This window comes from Pseudomonas fragi, from assembly GCF_025426255.1.
Lineage (GTDB): Bacteria > Pseudomonadota > Gammaproteobacteria > Pseudomonadales > Pseudomonadaceae > Aquipseudomonas > Aquipseudomonas kulmbachensis.
Genome location: NZ_CP104861.1, coordinates 1,945,995 through 1,962,119, shown reverse-complemented (window position 1 = coordinate 1,962,119; position 16,125 = coordinate 1,945,995). Strand labels below are relative to the sequence as shown.

At 57.9% G+C, this 16,125-nt stretch carries 16 protein-coding genes; 9 read left to right on the top strand and 7 right to left on the bottom strand.

Annotation, left to right across the window (positions count from 1 at the left end; translation table 11 throughout):
• The first annotated feature begins 66 nt into the window (after window positions 1-66).
• Entirely contained in the window at window positions 67-1,440 is a 1,374-nt protein-coding gene (ppnN, locus tag N7D90_RS09040) for a nucleotide 5'-monophosphate nucleosidase PpnN (RefSeq protein WP_261741837.1), read from the top strand.
• Between the two features lie 75 nt (window positions 1,441-1,515).
• Here ppnN and N7D90_RS09035 read toward each other — a convergent pair whose 3' ends face one another.
• From N7D90_RS09035 to N7D90_RS09025, 3 genes are all read right to left on the bottom strand, one after another.
• A complete protein-coding gene (locus tag N7D90_RS09035) occupies window positions 1,516-2,049 on the bottom strand; it encodes a DUF3087 domain-containing protein (protein ID WP_261741836.1) in 534 nt (177 codons plus the stop codon).
• 88 nt (window positions 2,050-2,137) lie between these two features.
• Window positions 2,138-2,821, bottom strand: a complete 684-nt coding sequence (locus N7D90_RS09030; RefSeq protein WP_261741835.1) for a glycoside hydrolase family 19 protein — start codon at window positions 2,819-2,821, stop codon at window positions 2,138-2,140.
• A gap of 173 nt (window positions 2,822-2,994) precedes the next feature.
• Complete coding sequence (locus N7D90_RS09025) at window positions 2,995-3,465, bottom strand: Lrp/AsnC family transcriptional regulator (protein ID WP_261741834.1); 471 nt, start codon at window positions 3,463-3,465, stop codon at window positions 2,995-2,997.
• Between the two features lie 124 nt (window positions 3,466-3,589).
• Between N7D90_RS09025 and N7D90_RS09020 the strand changes: the two genes are divergently transcribed.
• Entirely contained in the window at window positions 3,590-4,780 is a 1,191-nt protein-coding gene (locus N7D90_RS09020; protein WP_261741833.1) for a methionine gamma-lyase, read from the top strand.
• A gap of 104 nt (window positions 4,781-4,884) precedes the next feature.
• On the opposite strand, the gene N7D90_RS09015 is transcribed toward N7D90_RS09020, so the two are convergent.
• Entirely contained in the window at window positions 4,885-5,301 is a 417-nt protein-coding gene (locus tag N7D90_RS09015) for a hypothetical protein (protein WP_261741832.1), read from the bottom strand.
• A 76-nt stretch (window positions 5,302-5,377) separates the two neighbouring features.
• Between N7D90_RS09015 and N7D90_RS09010 the strand changes: the two genes are divergently transcribed.
• Window positions 5,378-5,746, top strand: coding sequence for a MerR family transcriptional regulator (locus N7D90_RS09010; RefSeq protein ID WP_261741831.1), 369 nt, complete (start codon window positions 5,378-5,380; stop codon window positions 5,744-5,746).
• Between the two features lie 246 nt (window positions 5,747-5,992).
• Here the strand turns inward: N7D90_RS09010 and N7D90_RS09005 are convergent, their stop codons facing one another.
• Window positions 5,993-6,913: a LysR family transcriptional regulator gene (locus tag N7D90_RS09005; protein WP_261741830.1), complete on the bottom strand. Its 921-nt coding sequence runs from the start codon at window positions 6,911-6,913 to the stop codon at window positions 5,993-5,995.
• A gap of 307 nt (window positions 6,914-7,220) precedes the next feature.
• Between N7D90_RS09005 and N7D90_RS09000 the strand changes: the two genes are divergently transcribed.
• From N7D90_RS09000 to pcp, 3 genes are read left to right on the top strand one after another with little or no spacing between them, the layout of a single operon-like run.
• Window positions 7,221-7,952: a DUF969 domain-containing protein gene (locus tag N7D90_RS09000; RefSeq protein WP_261741829.1), complete on the top strand. Its 732-nt coding sequence runs from the start codon at window positions 7,221-7,223 to the stop codon at window positions 7,950-7,952.
• On the top strand, window positions 7,949-8,899 hold the full coding sequence (locus N7D90_RS08995) for a DUF979 domain-containing protein (protein WP_261741828.1): 951 nt from the start codon (window positions 7,949-7,951) through the stop codon (window positions 8,897-8,899). The genes N7D90_RS09000 and N7D90_RS08995 overlap by 4 nt, the downstream gene beginning before the upstream one ends.
• A gap of 7 nt (window positions 8,900-8,906) precedes the next feature.
• On the top strand, window positions 8,907-9,545 hold the full coding sequence (gene pcp, locus N7D90_RS08990; RefSeq protein ID WP_261741827.1) for a pyroglutamyl-peptidase I: 639 nt from the start codon (window positions 8,907-8,909) through the stop codon (window positions 9,543-9,545).
• Window positions 9,546-9,569: 24 nt separating this feature from the next.
• Here pcp and N7D90_RS08985 read toward each other — a convergent pair whose 3' ends face one another.
• Complete coding sequence (locus tag N7D90_RS08985; RefSeq protein ID WP_261741826.1) at window positions 9,570-10,775, bottom strand: MFS transporter; 1,206 nt, start codon at window positions 10,773-10,775, stop codon at window positions 9,570-9,572.
• Between the two features lie 116 nt (window positions 10,776-10,891).
• Here N7D90_RS08985 and N7D90_RS08980 point away from each other — a divergent pair, with 116 nt between their 5' ends.
• The 3 genes from N7D90_RS08980 (at window position 10,892) to N7D90_RS08970 (ending at window position 14,868) form a co-directional block, all read left to right on the top strand.
• Complete coding sequence (locus N7D90_RS08980; RefSeq protein WP_261741825.1) at window positions 10,892-11,503, top strand: TetR/AcrR family transcriptional regulator; 612 nt, start codon at window positions 10,892-10,894, stop codon at window positions 11,501-11,503.
• A 112-nt stretch (window positions 11,504-11,615) separates the two neighbouring features.
• Complete coding sequence (locus N7D90_RS08975) at window positions 11,616-13,172, top strand: UxaA family hydrolase (RefSeq protein ID WP_261741824.1); 1,557 nt, start codon at window positions 11,616-11,618, stop codon at window positions 13,170-13,172.
• Between the two features lie 109 nt (window positions 13,173-13,281).
• Window positions 13,282-14,868, top strand: a complete 1,587-nt coding sequence (locus N7D90_RS08970; RefSeq protein ID WP_261741823.1) for an aldehyde dehydrogenase (NADP(+)) — start codon at window positions 13,282-13,284, stop codon at window positions 14,866-14,868.
• A 187-nt stretch (window positions 14,869-15,055) separates the two neighbouring features.
• Here the strand turns inward: N7D90_RS08970 and N7D90_RS08965 are convergent, their stop codons facing one another.
• A complete protein-coding gene (locus N7D90_RS08965) occupies window positions 15,056-16,114 on the bottom strand; it encodes a linear amide C-N hydrolase (protein ID WP_261741822.1) in 1,059 nt (352 codons plus the stop codon).
• Window positions 16,115-16,125: the final 11 nt, after the last annotated feature.

Genomic DNA, 16,125 nt, shown 5'->3' with positions numbered 1-16,125 from the left:
TGCACTGCTGACATGAACTCAATGGCTGTGCCAAGCAATTTTCGACCCCGCTCAAGGAAGCCCGTAATGGTCCAAAGACAAGTCATCAACGCCTCCGTAAGCCCCAAGGGCAGTCTGGAAACACTCTCCCAACGTGAAGTGCAACAGCTGAGCGAAGTTGGCTCAGGCACCAGCTACACGCTGTTTCGCCAGTGCGTACTGGCTATTTTGAACACCGGCGCTCATGTCGATAACGCTAAAACCATCCTTGAGGCCTATCAGGATTTCGAAGTCCGGATTCATCAGCAAGACCGCGGCGTGCGTCTTGAACTGCTCAACGCTCCAGCCGATGCATTTGTCGATGGCGAAATGATCGCCAGTACCCGTGAGATGTTGTTCAGCGCCCTGCGCGACATCGTCTACACCCAGAGCGGCCTGGACAGCCCCCGTATCGACCTGAGCAGCTCTCAGGGCATCACCGACTACGTGTTTCACCTGCTGCGCAATGCCCGCACGCTCCGCCCCGGCGTCGAGCCAAAAATCGTGGTGTGCTGGGGTGGTCACTCGATCAACACCGAAGAGTACAAGTACACCAAAAAAGTCGGCCACGAACTGGGCCTGCGTAGCCTTGATATCTGTACGGGCTGCGGTCCTGGCGTGATGAAAGGCCCGATGAAAGGCGCCACCATTTCCCACGCCAAACAGCGCCTGACCGGCGGCCGTTATTTGGGCCTCACCGAGCCAGGCATCATCGCTGCCGAGGCACCGAACCCTATCGTCAACGAGCTGGTGATCCTGCCGGACATCGAAAAGCGCCTTGAAGCCTTTGTCCGGGTTGGCCACGGCGTGATCATCTTTCCGGGCGGTGCCGGTACAGCCGAAGAATTCCTGTACCTGCTGGGCATTCTGATGCACCCGGAAAACAAGGATGTGCCATTCCCGGTTGTGTTGACCGGTCCCAAAGAGGCCGAGCCCTACCTGCAGCAATTGCATGAGTTTGTAGGCGCTACCCTCGGTGAGGAAGCGCAACAGCACTATCAGATCATCATCGACAACCCGGCCGAAGTGGCCCGCCACATGACCGCAGGGCTCAAGGCGGTGAAACAGTTCCGTCGCGAGCGCAATGACGCATTCCACTTCAACTGGCTATTGAAAATCGACGAAGGCTTTCAACGCCCCTTCGACCCGACCCACGCCAACATGGCGAGCCTGCAACTGCGGCGCGACATGCCCGCGCACGAATTGGCAATCAATTTGCGCCAGGCTTTTTCCGGGATTGTGTCGGGGAACGTGAAAGAGAAAGGCATCCACCTGATCGAGCAGCATGGGCCTTACGAGATTCATGGCGACGCGGCTGTGATGAAGCCTCTGGACAAACTGCTGCAAGCATTCGTTGAACAAAACCGCATGAAGCTTCCAGGCGGCGCAGCCTATGTGCCGTGCTATCGAGTCGTAAGCTAAACCCCATCCAAAAGGGCTTGCCAAGCGAAACGCGGAATGTCATCACGCGCCTCGCCTGGCCTGCCCATCGCGGCCTTACTTCAGCGGAGCAAACTGCTTTACGGCATCAATCCAGGCAGGATCAAGCCGGGTCTGTTCTGTTTCAATACCCAGCGCTTCAAGACGCGCCTTGTGCAAATCGATTTCTCGCAGCATCTGGCTTAATGCACTGGTGTTGGCGTCCAGCTGGTACATCTGGGTCACACCCAAATGATAAAAACGCAGCAGCTTCATTGCCGCAACATCCCCCGCCATTACCCCCGCTGTCACGTGATGCATGACATTGGTGACCTTCATCAGGCTGCGCTTGAGTTGCCAGCCGTAGACCGCAGGCGCCATCCAGGGCTGTGACCAAAACCGGTAACGTACCAGCAGCAGGGTCGCGATCAAGGCGACAATGACCCCCGCCAGATTCAAGCTGAAGTTATCGCCACCAGCGACCCCCAGCATCATGACCGCCAGCCCGGACACCAGCAGGGCCAGTACCACAAACGTCAACGCGATATAAAACGTACTGCGACGGGTTTGCTGACGGTAAATTTCGGGGCTCATCGGCTTTATCTCAAACATCACTGATCCATGACTCCAAAATGGCTAGGGGCAAATCGGTGGGCATTATGGACTGATAACACTGTCTGGCTGACTGAAATAAAATCTGTCAGGCCGCCGGTAACAAGTCCAGGGCCTGCCGGTAAAGAGCCAATCGATGCGGCTGGCCATTAAGGCCGCCGTTAATTGCTTTTGTAACGTGCTCAAAGTCGTCCCCGTCTGCCAGAGCATTTACATTGCGCGAGTTCCAGTACCAGCCTGCCGATTCAACTGCCCAGGGCCACTCCTGCAATTGTTGTGGGGCGGCCAGTAATCGGTCATCGCCGAACAGTCCAAGACTGCATTGTTGATAGTTGCTTTTGCCGGTTACCTGGATCAGCCCTCTGCCACGATACCGCCAGCCATCTCCCGAAGCCTCGGAACCATTGCCCAGGCGGTCACTGTAAACACGGTTGGCGATTGCTTCAGGCCTGCGATGCAGCCTCTGTGCGTCGCTATTGGGCAGGCGCCGTGCCCGGCCTCCATCCATCACTGTGAGGTATTGGCCGGCCGAATTTTTCTGCGCAAAACGTGAGCCCCACGTCGCGGCCAGGCCGTCAGCGCTGTAATTGAGGTTTTCGACAAGGACACTAAAACCTGCACTTTCATGCCCGACCTGGGCTAAAAAAGCGGCCATGCGCTTGGGAGTATTGATCAGCCGCTGGCGGGTCATTGCCTGCACAAAAGGCATATACACATCGACAAACGCAGCGCTTTTTGGAAAAAGCCGCAACATGATTTCACGGGTCAACATGGTTATTTACTCTTAATAAACAAAATTAAAAGTGAACCATTTAAAACCTTTACCGCCTGCCAAATAACTACTAACAGACCAGGACTACATCGTTAACAGAATACGCTTACAGCCCCATCACATGGCGGATATAAAGTTCGCATACTTCACAGTGTGACAATGAATAACCGCCCTCAACCGATGACGGGAACCACTCGCCGCGGCTTGACCGATTTATACGAAAAACTCGAATAAATCTCCTTGACCGCAGGCAAGGCTTGCAGGACCTCTCGGGCAAATTCGCCGAAGGACTCCAGATCTTTGGCCACTACTTCCAACAAAAAATCATAACGCCCCGAAACATTGTGACAGGCAATGATTTCAGGGATTTCCAGTAAGCGCTGCTCAAATTTCCTGGCCACTTCCTGAGAGTGCGACTCCATCATCACACTGACAAAAGCGGTGACTCCGTAGCCCAACTCCTTGGGCGAAAGAACAGCCTGATAGCCCGTAATAATCCCGCTCTCTTCCAGTATTTTTACCCGCCGCCAACACGGTGAGGTCGTCAGCGAAACGCTCTCGGCCAACTCAGCGACGGTGAGTCGGGCATTACCTTGCAGTGCAGCGAGAAGGGCTTTATCAGTTCGATCCAGAGCAGTTGGCATAATGTGCCTCTAAAAAACGCTGTGACTTGGTTTTGTTCTAATACACTTAGTATTTACAGGCAAATTTGGAATTTTTCACGTCTATTTAAAGCATAGCATTGTAGGAAATATCGGAGAGCTCAGCATGAACGATAAACATAACAACTTCGGCTTTTCTACCCGCGCAATACATTACGGTTACAACGCACTGGAGAACCACGGTGCACTGATACCGCCCATTTACCTGACTTCTACCTTTGCCTTTGCATCGGTCGAGTACGGCGCAGCCTGTTTTGCCGGGGAACAGAGCGGGCATTTCTATACCCGCATCTCCAACCCGACCCTGGCGCTGTTGGAAAGTCGTATGGCGGCGCTGGAAAACGGCGAAGCAGGTGTAGCCTTCAGTTCCGGCATGGGTGCGATTGCCGCGACCTTCTGGACCCTGCTCAGACCCGGCGACGAAATCATCGTCAGCCGCACATTGTATGGCTGCACCTTCGCCCTGTTGCATCACGGCATCGGTGAGTTCGGGGTTGTGGTCAAGCACGTGGACATGTCCAACCTGACCGATCTGCAAGCCGCTATCAGCCCCGCAACGCGGATGATCTACTTCGAAACACCGGCTAATCCAAACATGCAATTGGTGGACATCGCAGCCGTCTCAGACATTGCCCACAAGCACAGCGACATAATCGTGGTGATCGATAACACCTACTGCACCCCGTATTTACAACGCCCTCTGGAAATGGGCGCCGATGTGGTGGTGCATTCGGCCACCAAGTACCTGAGCGGGCATAGCGATATCACCGCCGGCATGGTGGTCACCCGCCAAATCCTGGCAGACCGGATTCGCCTGCAAGGCCTGAAGGATCTGACCGGTGCAGTGCTGTCGCCGCAGGATGCCCACCTGTTGATGCGCGGCATCAAGACCCTGGCATTGCGCATGGATCGCCATTGCAGCAGCGCCCAGGTCATCGCGCAAATGTTGCAGGATCATCCCGCAGTAGAATGGGTTGCCTACCCCGGCCTTCCCTCCTTCCCACAATACGAACTGGCCTCCAGGCAGATGAAGCTGCCGGGAGGCATGATTGCCTTTGAACTCAAAGGCGGTCTGGCTGCAGGCCAGCGCTTTATGAATGCCCTGCAACTGTTCAGTCGTGCGGTGAGCCTGGGAGGCGCCGAGTCACTGGCACAACACCCGGCGAGCATGACCCACTCCACCTACACCCTGGAGGAACGCGCACGGCACGGCATCAGCGAGGGTCTGGTGCGATTGGCTGTGGGGCTTGAGGACATTGCCGATTTGCTGGCGGATATAGAGCAGGCGCTGCATTGAAAGCTGGTAGTCGCTGCCGCAGGCTGCGATAAGGGCCGCAGGACCTTCTCTTGTAATCTTGAGAGCGGGACCGCTATACCCCCCATCGCAACCTGCGGCAGCGACTACAGGATGTCAGGTTGGTGTGGGGCCCGCACAGGCAACAACTGTGCAATACCGAACACGATCTCCATCGCCGTAACCAGCAGAATCAGGTAACTGGTACCCTGGCTCACCGCATACACCTGCCACACCGCAAACAACACTCTGGCCAATGCATCGTACCGGCCGACCCGCTGGCTGGCATGACGTACCCGCCATAACGACCACACCACTACGACACTACCCAGCAAGTTAGCCAGCATCATTTGCGTAGCATCCAAGGCTGGAAACACTCGCTCAAGCCCTAGTTGCGCAGACCAGCCTGCGAGCACACTCAGCAGCAGCGCCGCCGTCCAGGGCGTCATTAGCGCAGAAGTAACAATCAAGTCATACCAGGCACTGGCACGGACAATTTTCAGGTTCGTTCTTGAGTCGATCATTGCATTACCTCACTATCGAAAACGCCAGGCTAAACCCTGGACCTAAGTCCAGAGTCAACACTCGTGAGGGAACACCATGAAGATTGGCCAGATCGCCGGATTGACCGGAACCAGCCCGGATGCCTTGCGCTTTTACGAGGAGAAAGGATTGATTGGCTCAACCCGCAGCGCCAACGGCTATCGCTGCTACACACCTGAAACGGTGCAATTGGTCGGGTACATCAAGATGGCGCAACAGTTGGGCTTTTCATTGGCCGAGATCGGCGAAAACCTGCCCATGTTGTGGACTGCCACAGAAGAACCCGTGGCGCTGCTGGCAGAGATTTTTGCCCAAAAATTACAGATTCTTGATCAGCGCATCGCACAGATGCAGCAACTTAGAAGTGTCCTGGCCGAGCGGGCAAAACTGGTTTGCCCACTGGCGCTGGCAAAGGCTGCGCATTAACCCGGCGGAATCGTCGCCAAAATACCGATGCCGATGGTCAGCACCAAAAAGCCGCCCAAAAACCAAGCCATCTTGTTCATCAATTTTCCCCGTCAAACGTTCGTAATAAAACAGGCGCAGAACATCAGCCGACCACACGCGAGCGCTGCTGTGTACTCACGTCCTCGTCTGTCTCGAAAGGTTGACGGGAATTTTGCGCCGCAAACTGCACACATAACAGTCGCAGATAACGCGAAAAAATACGGATCAGTTACCCGGAAGCACAAAGTGCTCAGGCACAACATTGCGCTGGTACTCGGCGACCACGCACTGGCTCAGGCTGACCACTGCTTCGTTCAACTCAAGCCCTGCCCCTGCGCGCCAACTGGCATACACGGCAAAACCCGGTGCAGTTTCGATCGGTACGGCGATCATCGCCCCGCTCTGCAGTTCGCGGCTGACCAGCACAGGCGGCAAGGCGCCGATACCGAACCCGTCGGCCACCAGCTTGATGATGGCCGCCACTGAGTTGATGCAACTGATGCGCGGCGTGGCAATGCCCTGCTGGTGCAAGAAATTGAGCATGTCCTGGTGCGGCCGGGATAGCCGTGAGAAAGTCAGCAGCCGCTCCTGGCAAAGGTCTGCCAGGCTCTCGTAGCGACGGTCCAGTGCCGCGTCCCTGGCGACGATCCAGCTCAGGGGGTAACTGGCCAGTTGCACATTGCGCACGCCTTCGGCGCGCAACAAATCTGTCTGGAAGATCAAATCCAGCTGACCTTTAAGCAATTGTTCATTGAGATTAAGCGCGGTATCGGCCGTCAGTTCGACTTCGACCTGAGGATAGTCGCGGCTCAGCGCACTGATCAGATCGCCCAGCCAACTGTGAATGACGGTGTCCATTACCCCGATGCGCAAACGCCCGGAAAATCTGTCCGCCTGCCCCAGTGACTGCAGCAAACGCTGCTGAGTAGCGAGCATCTCTTCGGCGTAGCCCAGCACTTGATGGCCTTCACGGGTCAGGTTCACCCCGCGTGAGTCGCGCTGGAACAATTGCACACCAAGCTCGGTTTCGAGGACTGAAATGCGACTCGAAATAGCCGCTTGGGTGCTTGATAACTTTTCGGCGGTCAGTCGAAAGCTGCCAAGACGCGCCACCCAGACGAATGTAAGAAGAAATCGCATATTCATGTGCAGGACGCCTCAGCCAATCAAAACCAGGTGATCACTGTAAACCCTTGCCGCAGCCTCCGGCCAGTCGGCTTAAGTCGGTGATTGATAAAACTTTTTTGTTCAGCGGTGACAACTTTTATTGACTGGACGCACAACCTAAAGCCACCAAACATATCGAGCAATGACACCCATAGGTCGTCAAAAATAAAAAAACACGCTGAGTCCGGCAGCGTACCGATTTTTCGAAAGTGTGCCTGACCGCTTTCGACTTGCTCACACCAGCCTGCCCTGGTGCTGCGGCAATCAGCTAAGGGATTTCCCCCTCATGCAAACCGTCGTAAATCTATGGCCCCTGATTGGCGTGTTCGTCATCATCATTGGCTTTGTACTGCGCTTCAATCCGCTACTGGTGGTCAGCGCGGCAGCCATCGTCACCGGCCTTGCAGCCAACTTCCCGCTGGAAAAAATCATCAGCGAAATGGGTGAAGGTTTTCTGCAAACCCGCGCCCTGCAATTAATTCTGCTATTGCCCTTGGCCGTAATCGGCCTGCTGGAACGCCACGGTCTGCGCCTGCACGCACAAAACTGGATCGCCGGCTTTCAACGCGCCACCGTCGGGCGCCTGCTGATCATGTACCTGTTTGTGCGCGAGACCACCGCCGCAGTGGGGCTGACCAGCCTGGGCGGTCACCCGCAAATGGTTCGCCCGCTGCTGGCACCGATGGCCGAGGGAGCTGCCGAAAACAAGTACGGCAAACTGCCTGCCCCGGTCCGCCAGAAAGTCCTGGCCATGTGCGCGGCCACCGACAACATCGGTCTGTTCTTTGGTGAAGACGTGTTTGTGGCCTTTGGTGCAATCGCCTTGATGCACACCTTCCTGCTCGGTTCCGGGCTTGATGTCGAGCCGCTGCATATCGCCTTCTGGGGCATTCCGACTGCCATTTGCGCCTTTATCGTGCATGCACTGCGCCTGTATCGCTTCGACCTGATGCTGTCTCGCAGCATGGCCGAAGTCGCCCAGGAACAAGCTGACGCAGCCCAGGAGCTGGCACGATGATTATTTCCATTGAGTATTTCTACTGGTTGGCTGGCGTTCTGTTGCTGATCACCGCGGGCATGATTGTGAGCGACCGCACCCACCCGAAACGCTGGACCAGCGGCTTGTTCTGGGCGCTGTTCGCCCTGGTGTTTCTGATTGGTGATCGTCTGTCGCCGTTTGTGGTCGGTGTTGGTGTGCTGGTTATGGCCGGTATCGCGGGCATCGGCGGTGTTGGCCGTGGCGCCCACGCCGAGTTGCATATCAAGGCTGCCCGGGCCAGTGCTGGCCGCCTGGGCCACAAGCTGTTTATCCCGGCGCTGTCGATTCCGCTGGTGACGGTGATCGGCTCCATCCTGCTGAAGAACACCCAGATCGGTGGCGTACCGCTGCTCGACCCAAAGAACACCACGTTTGTGTCTCTGGGGATCGGCTGCATGGTAGCCCTGGTGCTGGCGTGCATCCTGACCCGCGACACACCGTTGCAAGGGTTACGCGAGTCACGCCGCCTGACCGAAGCGCTGGGCTGGACCATGGTGTTGCCGCAAATGCTGGCGATGCTTGGCCTGCTGTTCAACGACGCCGGGGTCGGCGCCGCCGTGGCTCACATCACCACCGCGTACATCAACATGGACTATCGCCTGGTCGCAGTGATGGTCTATGTGCTGGGCATGGCTCTGTTTACCGTGATCATGGGTAACGGTTTTGCCGCCTTCCCGGTGATGACCGGCGGGGTCGGCGTACCGGTACTGGTGGGGATCTACGATGCAAACCCGGCGGTCATGGCGGCAATCGGCATGTTCTCCGGCTACTGCGGCACGCTGATGACGCCGATGGCGGCCAACTTCAACATCGTGCCCGTTGCCTTGCTGGAGCTGCCGGACAAATACGCCGTGATCAAGGCCCAAATGCCCACGGCACTGATCATGCTGGTGGTCAATATCGTGCTTCTTTACGTCATGATGTGAGGTCAATATGCGTACTGTGCTGCTGACCGGTTTCGAACCGTTCGACCAAGACACCGTGAACCCGTCCTGGGAGGCCGTGCGCCCTCTGGACGGTACCTTTCAGGGCGATGTGCGGATCGTCGCCCGCCAGTTGCCGTGTGTATTTGCCCAGGCACCGGAACGGCTGTCGCAGCTACTGGAGGAGTTCGAGCCAGAGCTGGTGATCGCGGTCGGGCTGGGCCCCGGCCGCACAGACATGTGCATCGAGCGGGTAGCGATCAACCTCAACGACGCCCGCATCCCCGACAACCTAGGCGACCAGCCGATCGACACCCCTGTCGTGGCCCAGGGCCCTGCGGCTTATTTCAGCACCTTGCCGATCAAGGCCATGGTGCGCGCGATAAAAGCTGCCGGTATTCCCGCTTCGGTGTCACACACCGCTGGGACCTTTGTCTGCAATCAGGTGTTCTATTACCTGCAGCATGCTTTGGCCGGGTCCGCAGTCCGCGGTGGTTTTATTCACGTCCCGCCACTGCCGCAACAGGCGGTGCTGTGTGGCGGACCGTCCATGGCACTGGGCACTGTGATTGAAGGGCTGCGTATCGCCGTGATCACGGCACTGAATACCGAACACGATGTGCTGGAAAGCGGCGGGCAGATCAGTTGAGCCCACAGCGCCAGCTATAGGCAGTCAATGCCCGACAACCGCTGCACCTGTTTGTCTGTGCCCATGGGGAAAACCGTGGGTACGGGCGCTGAACACGATCCATAGCCCGACCAGCAACAGTACCAGCAACACCCAGGGAAAAACGCCAACCCCTACTTGATCGAGCAGTACCCCGCCGGTTAATGCCCCGGCGGCAATGGCGCTGTTCCAGACCACCACATTCATCGACAGCGCAACATCAGCGCCCTCCCCGGCAGCATCGGCCAAGGCTGTCTGCAACAGTGTCGCGGCGCCGCCGAAGGACAGCCCCCAAACAAAAATACCGGCGTAGACAACAGCAACCGACCGGGAGAAAAAACCGAACAGCAGCGAGATCGCTGCAAATGTCGCCAGGCTCGTCAAAACGGAGTTGCGCAGATGCCGATCCACCAGCCGTCCGGTTAGCCAGATCCCCACCAGTGCTGCCAGCCCGAACACCAACAACACGATATCGACCTTATTGCCCAACCCCGCTGATGCCACAAAAGGCGCGATGTAGGTGTAAAGCATGTTGTGCGCCAGCATCCAGGTCAGCACCACCGCGAGCACAGAACGCACTCCCGGCGTCAGCAGCACCTGGCGCAAGCCAATACGCTCAGAGGCCGCCTGCCCCGGATAATCGGGCACCTTGACCACGACCCAGACCATCAGCACCAAGGTCAATGCCGACATCAAACCAAATGCCGTACGCCAACCCACCAGCGCCCCCAGCCAGGTGCCCAGCGGCACCCCGAGCGACAGTGCAATCGGAGTGCCCACCATCGCGACTGCCATGGCTCGACCCTGCAAATGCGGTGCAACCATGCGCCGTGCATAACCTGCCAGCAGGCTCCAGGCCAAACCGGCCGAAGCACCGGCAAAAAACCGCGCAATCAGGGTCGCGCCATAGTCCGAAGACCACGCGGTAATCGAGTTGAACAACAGAAAACCGACAATCGTCAGCAGCAACACATTGCGCCGCCGCCAGCCCTGGGTTGCGATGGTCAGCGGAATGGCCGCCAGGAGAGAACCCAGCGCATAGACCGTGACCATTTGCCCTGCCAGTGCCGAAGACACGTCAAGCCCTTGGCTGATTTGCGGTAACAGGCCAGCGGGCAAGGTCTCGGTGACGATGCAGATAAAACCGGTCATGGCCAGCGCCAGCAGCGCGCCCATGGGTAATCGTTCAGTGGTGTTTTGCTCTGGCGCCATGGGGCCCTGCCTTGTGTAGTTATGTATCGATAGGTACAAATGTAGAGTGACGGGAAATATTGGTCAACGACTTTTGTATCGACTAGTATTTATGTCTCGTAACGCAGGAGACTGAAATGGCACAAATGGGACGCCCGCGTACTTTCGACCGGGATGCGGCAATCACACAGGCCATGCACCTGTTTTGGGAGCAAGGCTATGATTCAACCTCGCTGAGCCAGCTCAAGGCCAATATTGGCTCAGGCATTAGCGCACCCAGCTTCTATGCGGCTTTCGGCTCCAAGGAGGCTTTATTCAAGGAAGTGATGGAGCGCTATCTCAATAGCCACGGCAAGGCCACCGAGAGTTTGTTCGACACCCGGCTGCCACCGCGTCAGGCTATCGAACTGACATTGCGCGGGTCAGCCAAAATGCAATGCGAACCGGGTCATCCACGAGGTTGCCTGGTGACGTTGGGGTTGATGAGTGCCAGCTCTGCCCAGACCCTGGCCATTTGTGCCCCGCTGGTGGAAGCCCGAGTGCGCAGCCGGGCCGCGTTTATTGCCTGCGTCGAGCGAGGCATAGCGGCGGGTGAACTCTCTGAGCAGACCGACCCCACGACGTTGGCCGCCGTATTTGAGTGCTTTTTGCTGGGGCTGACCCCGCTCGCCCGGGATGGCGTGCCCCATGCCGTACTGGATGCAGCGGTCACTCAGGTGATGAGCGCTTGGGACGCAGCGCGAACCTGAGGAATACCCCACGGTTATCGCCCAATCAACATTCGTCATTGGGCAGGCCTCCCGACAAAAACTACAGTGGGCGCCAGAAGGGTCTTGAAGGCTCGCCATTGAGATAACTGCGGTGCAACTCATAACTACAACAGGCAGCGAAAACGTTGCCAATGCCGTGATCCGACTCAACCCGCTGGACGATGTACTGATCGCCCGCCAGCCCATACCCCAAGGCCTGATACTGCAAGCCGACGCGCTGGTGGCGCTGGATGCAATCCCGGCCGGGCACAAGATCGCGACCCACGACGTGGAAATCGGCCAGCCGCTGCGCCGCTATGGCCAGATCATTGGCTTCGCCAGCCAATCGATCAGAGCCGGTGAACATGTGCATGTGCACAACCTGGCAATGGGTGATTTTACTCGCGACTACGCCTTTGGCGTGGACTCACGCGGTCGCGCTCAGCAGACCCATGACACCTTTATGGGCATCGTGCGCCCAGATGGCCGGGTCGCTACCCGCAACTATGTGGGCATCCTGACTTCAGTGAATTGCTCCGCCACCGTGGCCAAGGCCATCGCCGATCATTTTCGCCGCGACATCAACCCCCAGGCCCTGATTGACTACCCCAATGTCGATGGCGTTGTAGCGCTGACCCACAGCTTTGGCTGTGCGGTTGACCCGAACGGTGAGGCCTTGGCGATGTTGCGCCGCACCCTGGGCGGTTATGCCATGCATCCCAACTTTGCGTGTGTGCTGATGATCGGCCTGGGCTGCGAAACCAATCAGATTGCTGACTTGCTGACCGCGCAAGGACTGGAGGCAGGCGAGTTACTGCGCACCTTCACCATTCAGGGCACTGGCGGCACATCAAAAACCATCGCCAGCGGTATCACCCAGATCAAATCTCTGCTGGCCGAAGCCAACCGCGTGCAACGCCAGCCCGTCAGCGCTGAACACTTGATTATCGGCCTGCAGTGCGGCGGCTCGGACGGTTACTCGGGTATCACCGCCAACCCGGCGCTGGGCAACGCAGTTGATCGACTGGTGGCTGCGGGCGGCACCGCGATTTTGTCGGAAACTCCGGAGATCTATGGCGCCGAGCACTTGCTGACACGCCGCGCGGTGAGCCGCGAAGTCGGCGAGAAGCTGATCAAGCGCATCCACTGGTGGGAGGACTATTGCAAACGCATGAACGCAGAGCTGAACAACAACCCGTCGGCGGGCAACAAGGCCGGAGGCTTGACCACCATCCTGGAAAAATCCCTCGGGGCGGTGGCCAAGGCGGGTTCCAGCGATTTGGTCGAGGTTTATGAATATGCCGAAACGGTCCGCGCCCATGGTTTGGTGTTTATGGATACGCCGGGGTATGACCCGGTTTCAGCCACCGGGCAAGTTGCCGGTGGTGCCAATCTGATCGCCTTCACCACGGGCCGAGGGTCGGCCTATGGCTGCGCGCCCTCGCCCTCGATCAAGCTGGCGACCAATACGTACCTGTGGAAAACCCAGGAAGAAGACATGGACGTCAACTGCGGCGCGATTGCCGATGGCGGCACGACCATCGAAGAACGCGGCGAATACATCTACCGCATGATGCTGCGGATCGCGTCTGGCGAGCGCAGTAAAAGTGAACAGCACGGGTACGGCCAGAACGAGTTCGTGCCGTGGCAGATCGGGGCGATCACCTGACTTTTTGTAGCCCTTGAAACCAATGTGGCCGCTGCTGCAGGAACGAGGCTGCTGCTACGCAATCTCGCTCGCCAGCGATTACAGGCACTTTATCTAAAAGGAAATTCATATGACCCACATCACCGGCCACAACTTTATTGGCGGCCAGCGCAGCGGTGCCGGAACCGTTCAGCTGCAAAGCGTGGATGCCAGTACCGGCGAGGCGCTGCCCTACCATTTTATCCAGGCCACCGAAGCCGAAGTTAATGCTGCGGTCAGCGCCGCCAACACCGCCTTCCCTGCCTTTCGCAACTTACCAGCCGTTCGACGGGCTGAATTCCTGGAAGCCATCGCCGAAGAAATCGACGCGCTGGGTGACGACTTCGTTGCCATCGTCTGTCGTGAAACCGCCTTGCCACCTGCTCGTATCCAGGGTGAACGCGGACGCACCAGCGGGCAAATGCGCCTGTTTGCCAACGTACTGCGTCGCGGTGATTTTTACGGTGCACGCATCGATCAGGCGCTGCCCGATCGCCAGCCACTGCCACGAGCGGATTTGCGTCAGTGCCGTATCGGCGTGGGGCCGGTAGCCGTGTTTGGTGCCAGTAACTTTCCTCTGGCGTTTTCCACCGCTGGCGGCGATACCGCCTCGGCACTCGCCGCCGGTTGCCCAGTGGTATTCAAGGCTCACAGCGGGCATATGGCAACGGCTGAGCGGGTAGCCCTCGCCATAGTGCGCGCCGCCGAGCGCACCAGCATGCCTGCTGGTGTGTTCAATATGATCTACGGCGCGGGCGTGGGCGCTACGCTGGTCAAGCATCCGGCGATTCAAGCGGTCGGTTTTACCGGTTCCTTATCGGGAGGCCGTGCCCTGTGTGACATGGCCGCTGCAAGGCCGCAGCCAATCCCGGTGTTTGCCGAGATGTCGAGCATCAACCCGGTACTGGTATTACCCCAGGCACTGCTTGTACGCGGCGAGCAGATTGCCCGGGAATTGGGCAGTTCAGTGATGCTGGGGGCCGGGCAGTTCTGCACCAGCCCTGGTCTGGTGCTGGGTATCCGTTCTCCTGAGTTCAGCGCCTTTGTCGCAGCACTCGGCGACTTCTTCAGCGACCAAGCACCGCAAACGCTGCTCAATGCCGGGGGACTGGTCAGTTACAGCAAAGGCATTGAGCGCCTGGCGAGCATCGAGGGTATTCACCATCTGGCAGGCGCGCCGCAACAAGGCAAGCAGGCCAGCCCGCAATTGTTCCAGGCCGATGCCAGCCTGCTGATCGGTGGCGCTGAGGTGTTACAGGAAGAAGTGTTCGGGCCTACGACCCTGGTGGTCGAAGTCGCGGACCAGGCGCAGTTGCTCCTGGCACTACAGAGCCTGCATGGCCAACTGACTGCGACAATGATTGCCGAGCCCGCAGACTTGCAAGCGTTCGCCGAGGTGGTCCCGGTACTTGAGCGCAAGGCCGGCCGCCTGTTGCTCAACGGCTACCCAACTGGCGTCGAGGTGTGTGACGCGATGGTACATGGCGGGCCGTATCCGGCGACGTCCGATGCCCGTGGCACCTCGGTGGGAACACTGGCCATCGACCGCTTCCTGCGCCCAGTGTGCTACCAGAACTATCCCGACAGCCTGCTGCCAGATGCGCTGAAAGACGCCAACCCGCTTGGTATCCAGCGCTTGGTCAACGGTACACACAGCCGCAACCCGCTGGATCACTGATCGGCGGCAAGGAGCAGCCGTTTTAATTACACAGCACTTGTAGCCGCTGCCGAGGTACGAGGCTGCGATCGATGGCGAAGCGATCGCAAATCCTCTGTAGCGGGTTTAGCTGGCAAAGCGAAGAGCCTGTTTTTACGACTGCTGCGCAGCCGATCGCAGCCTCGTACCTCGTCAGCGGCTACAAATATTACGCCCCTTCAAACTTGAACGCAGGGGTGACCTGAAAGCGGCTTGAGACCTCGCCGGAATAAATGGTGCTTTGGTCCGGGCCCAGGTCCAGCTTTTTAACGGTGCCTGTGCCCTTTGAAAAATCGATCTTGTTCAAGTCCACCCAAAACGTGTTGGGGGTGATCGCCGACTCGAAGAAGTACAGCCCCTGTTTGTGATCGATCACCGAGCGCCAGCGGGTCGAAGATATGTTCGGCTCGCCGGGAGTGGTGATGCCGTACGGTACCGAGACGTTGCGAATCACGCTGAATACACTGGCCAGCGACAAACGTGCGTCCTGGTTTTTTGGCACGGCATTGACATAGAAAGACGCACGGGCAAATCGATCTGCCGAGCGATTGGTTCCGGGCAGCATCACCGTGCCGCCAATGGATTGCCAATACGCATTCATCGCCAACTGCGCATCAAATGCGGGTGAGTTGGTCATGACCTGATAGCTGCGATCATGGTGAATAACCTGTTTGCCATCAATAAATTCGATGATGGCACTGTCGCCTGAAGCATCAGACATCGACAGGTGCAACGTCGCCAGGCGACTTTCCCCCGGCACCTGGGCGGTTACTACCGTAAAGGGCTCGGTCTTGAGTACCGCGACCGCCTCGGCAACGCTGCTGAAGTTATCCAGAACATACTGCGCCCAGGCTGCAATGCTCAGCCCGGGTTTGTCTTTATTGACCGGTGGATATTCGGACTCCACCAACCATAACAGGTTGGCGGACAACCCGGCTTCGTTGACCCCGTCGGTGGTTGAAATGTCATAGCCGGTGGCAATTACACTGCCGTATTTTGACGTCCACTTGACCGACCCTGGCCCCACTTCACCAGTACGCTGCATGCCCTGGGGGAAGATCCATAAATTGGTTGCCACGTCAGTTTTCCAGTCCATGGACCGCGCGGTGATCACCGTGTCGTTGTCACCCAGATAAACCAGGCGGGTGCAGGCATTGGCAGCAGGCAACGCAAGCATAAAGCCGGTCAGTGCCAACGCCAGATGTCGGGTGTGTTTGAGCAGTTGCATTCCCTTGTCTC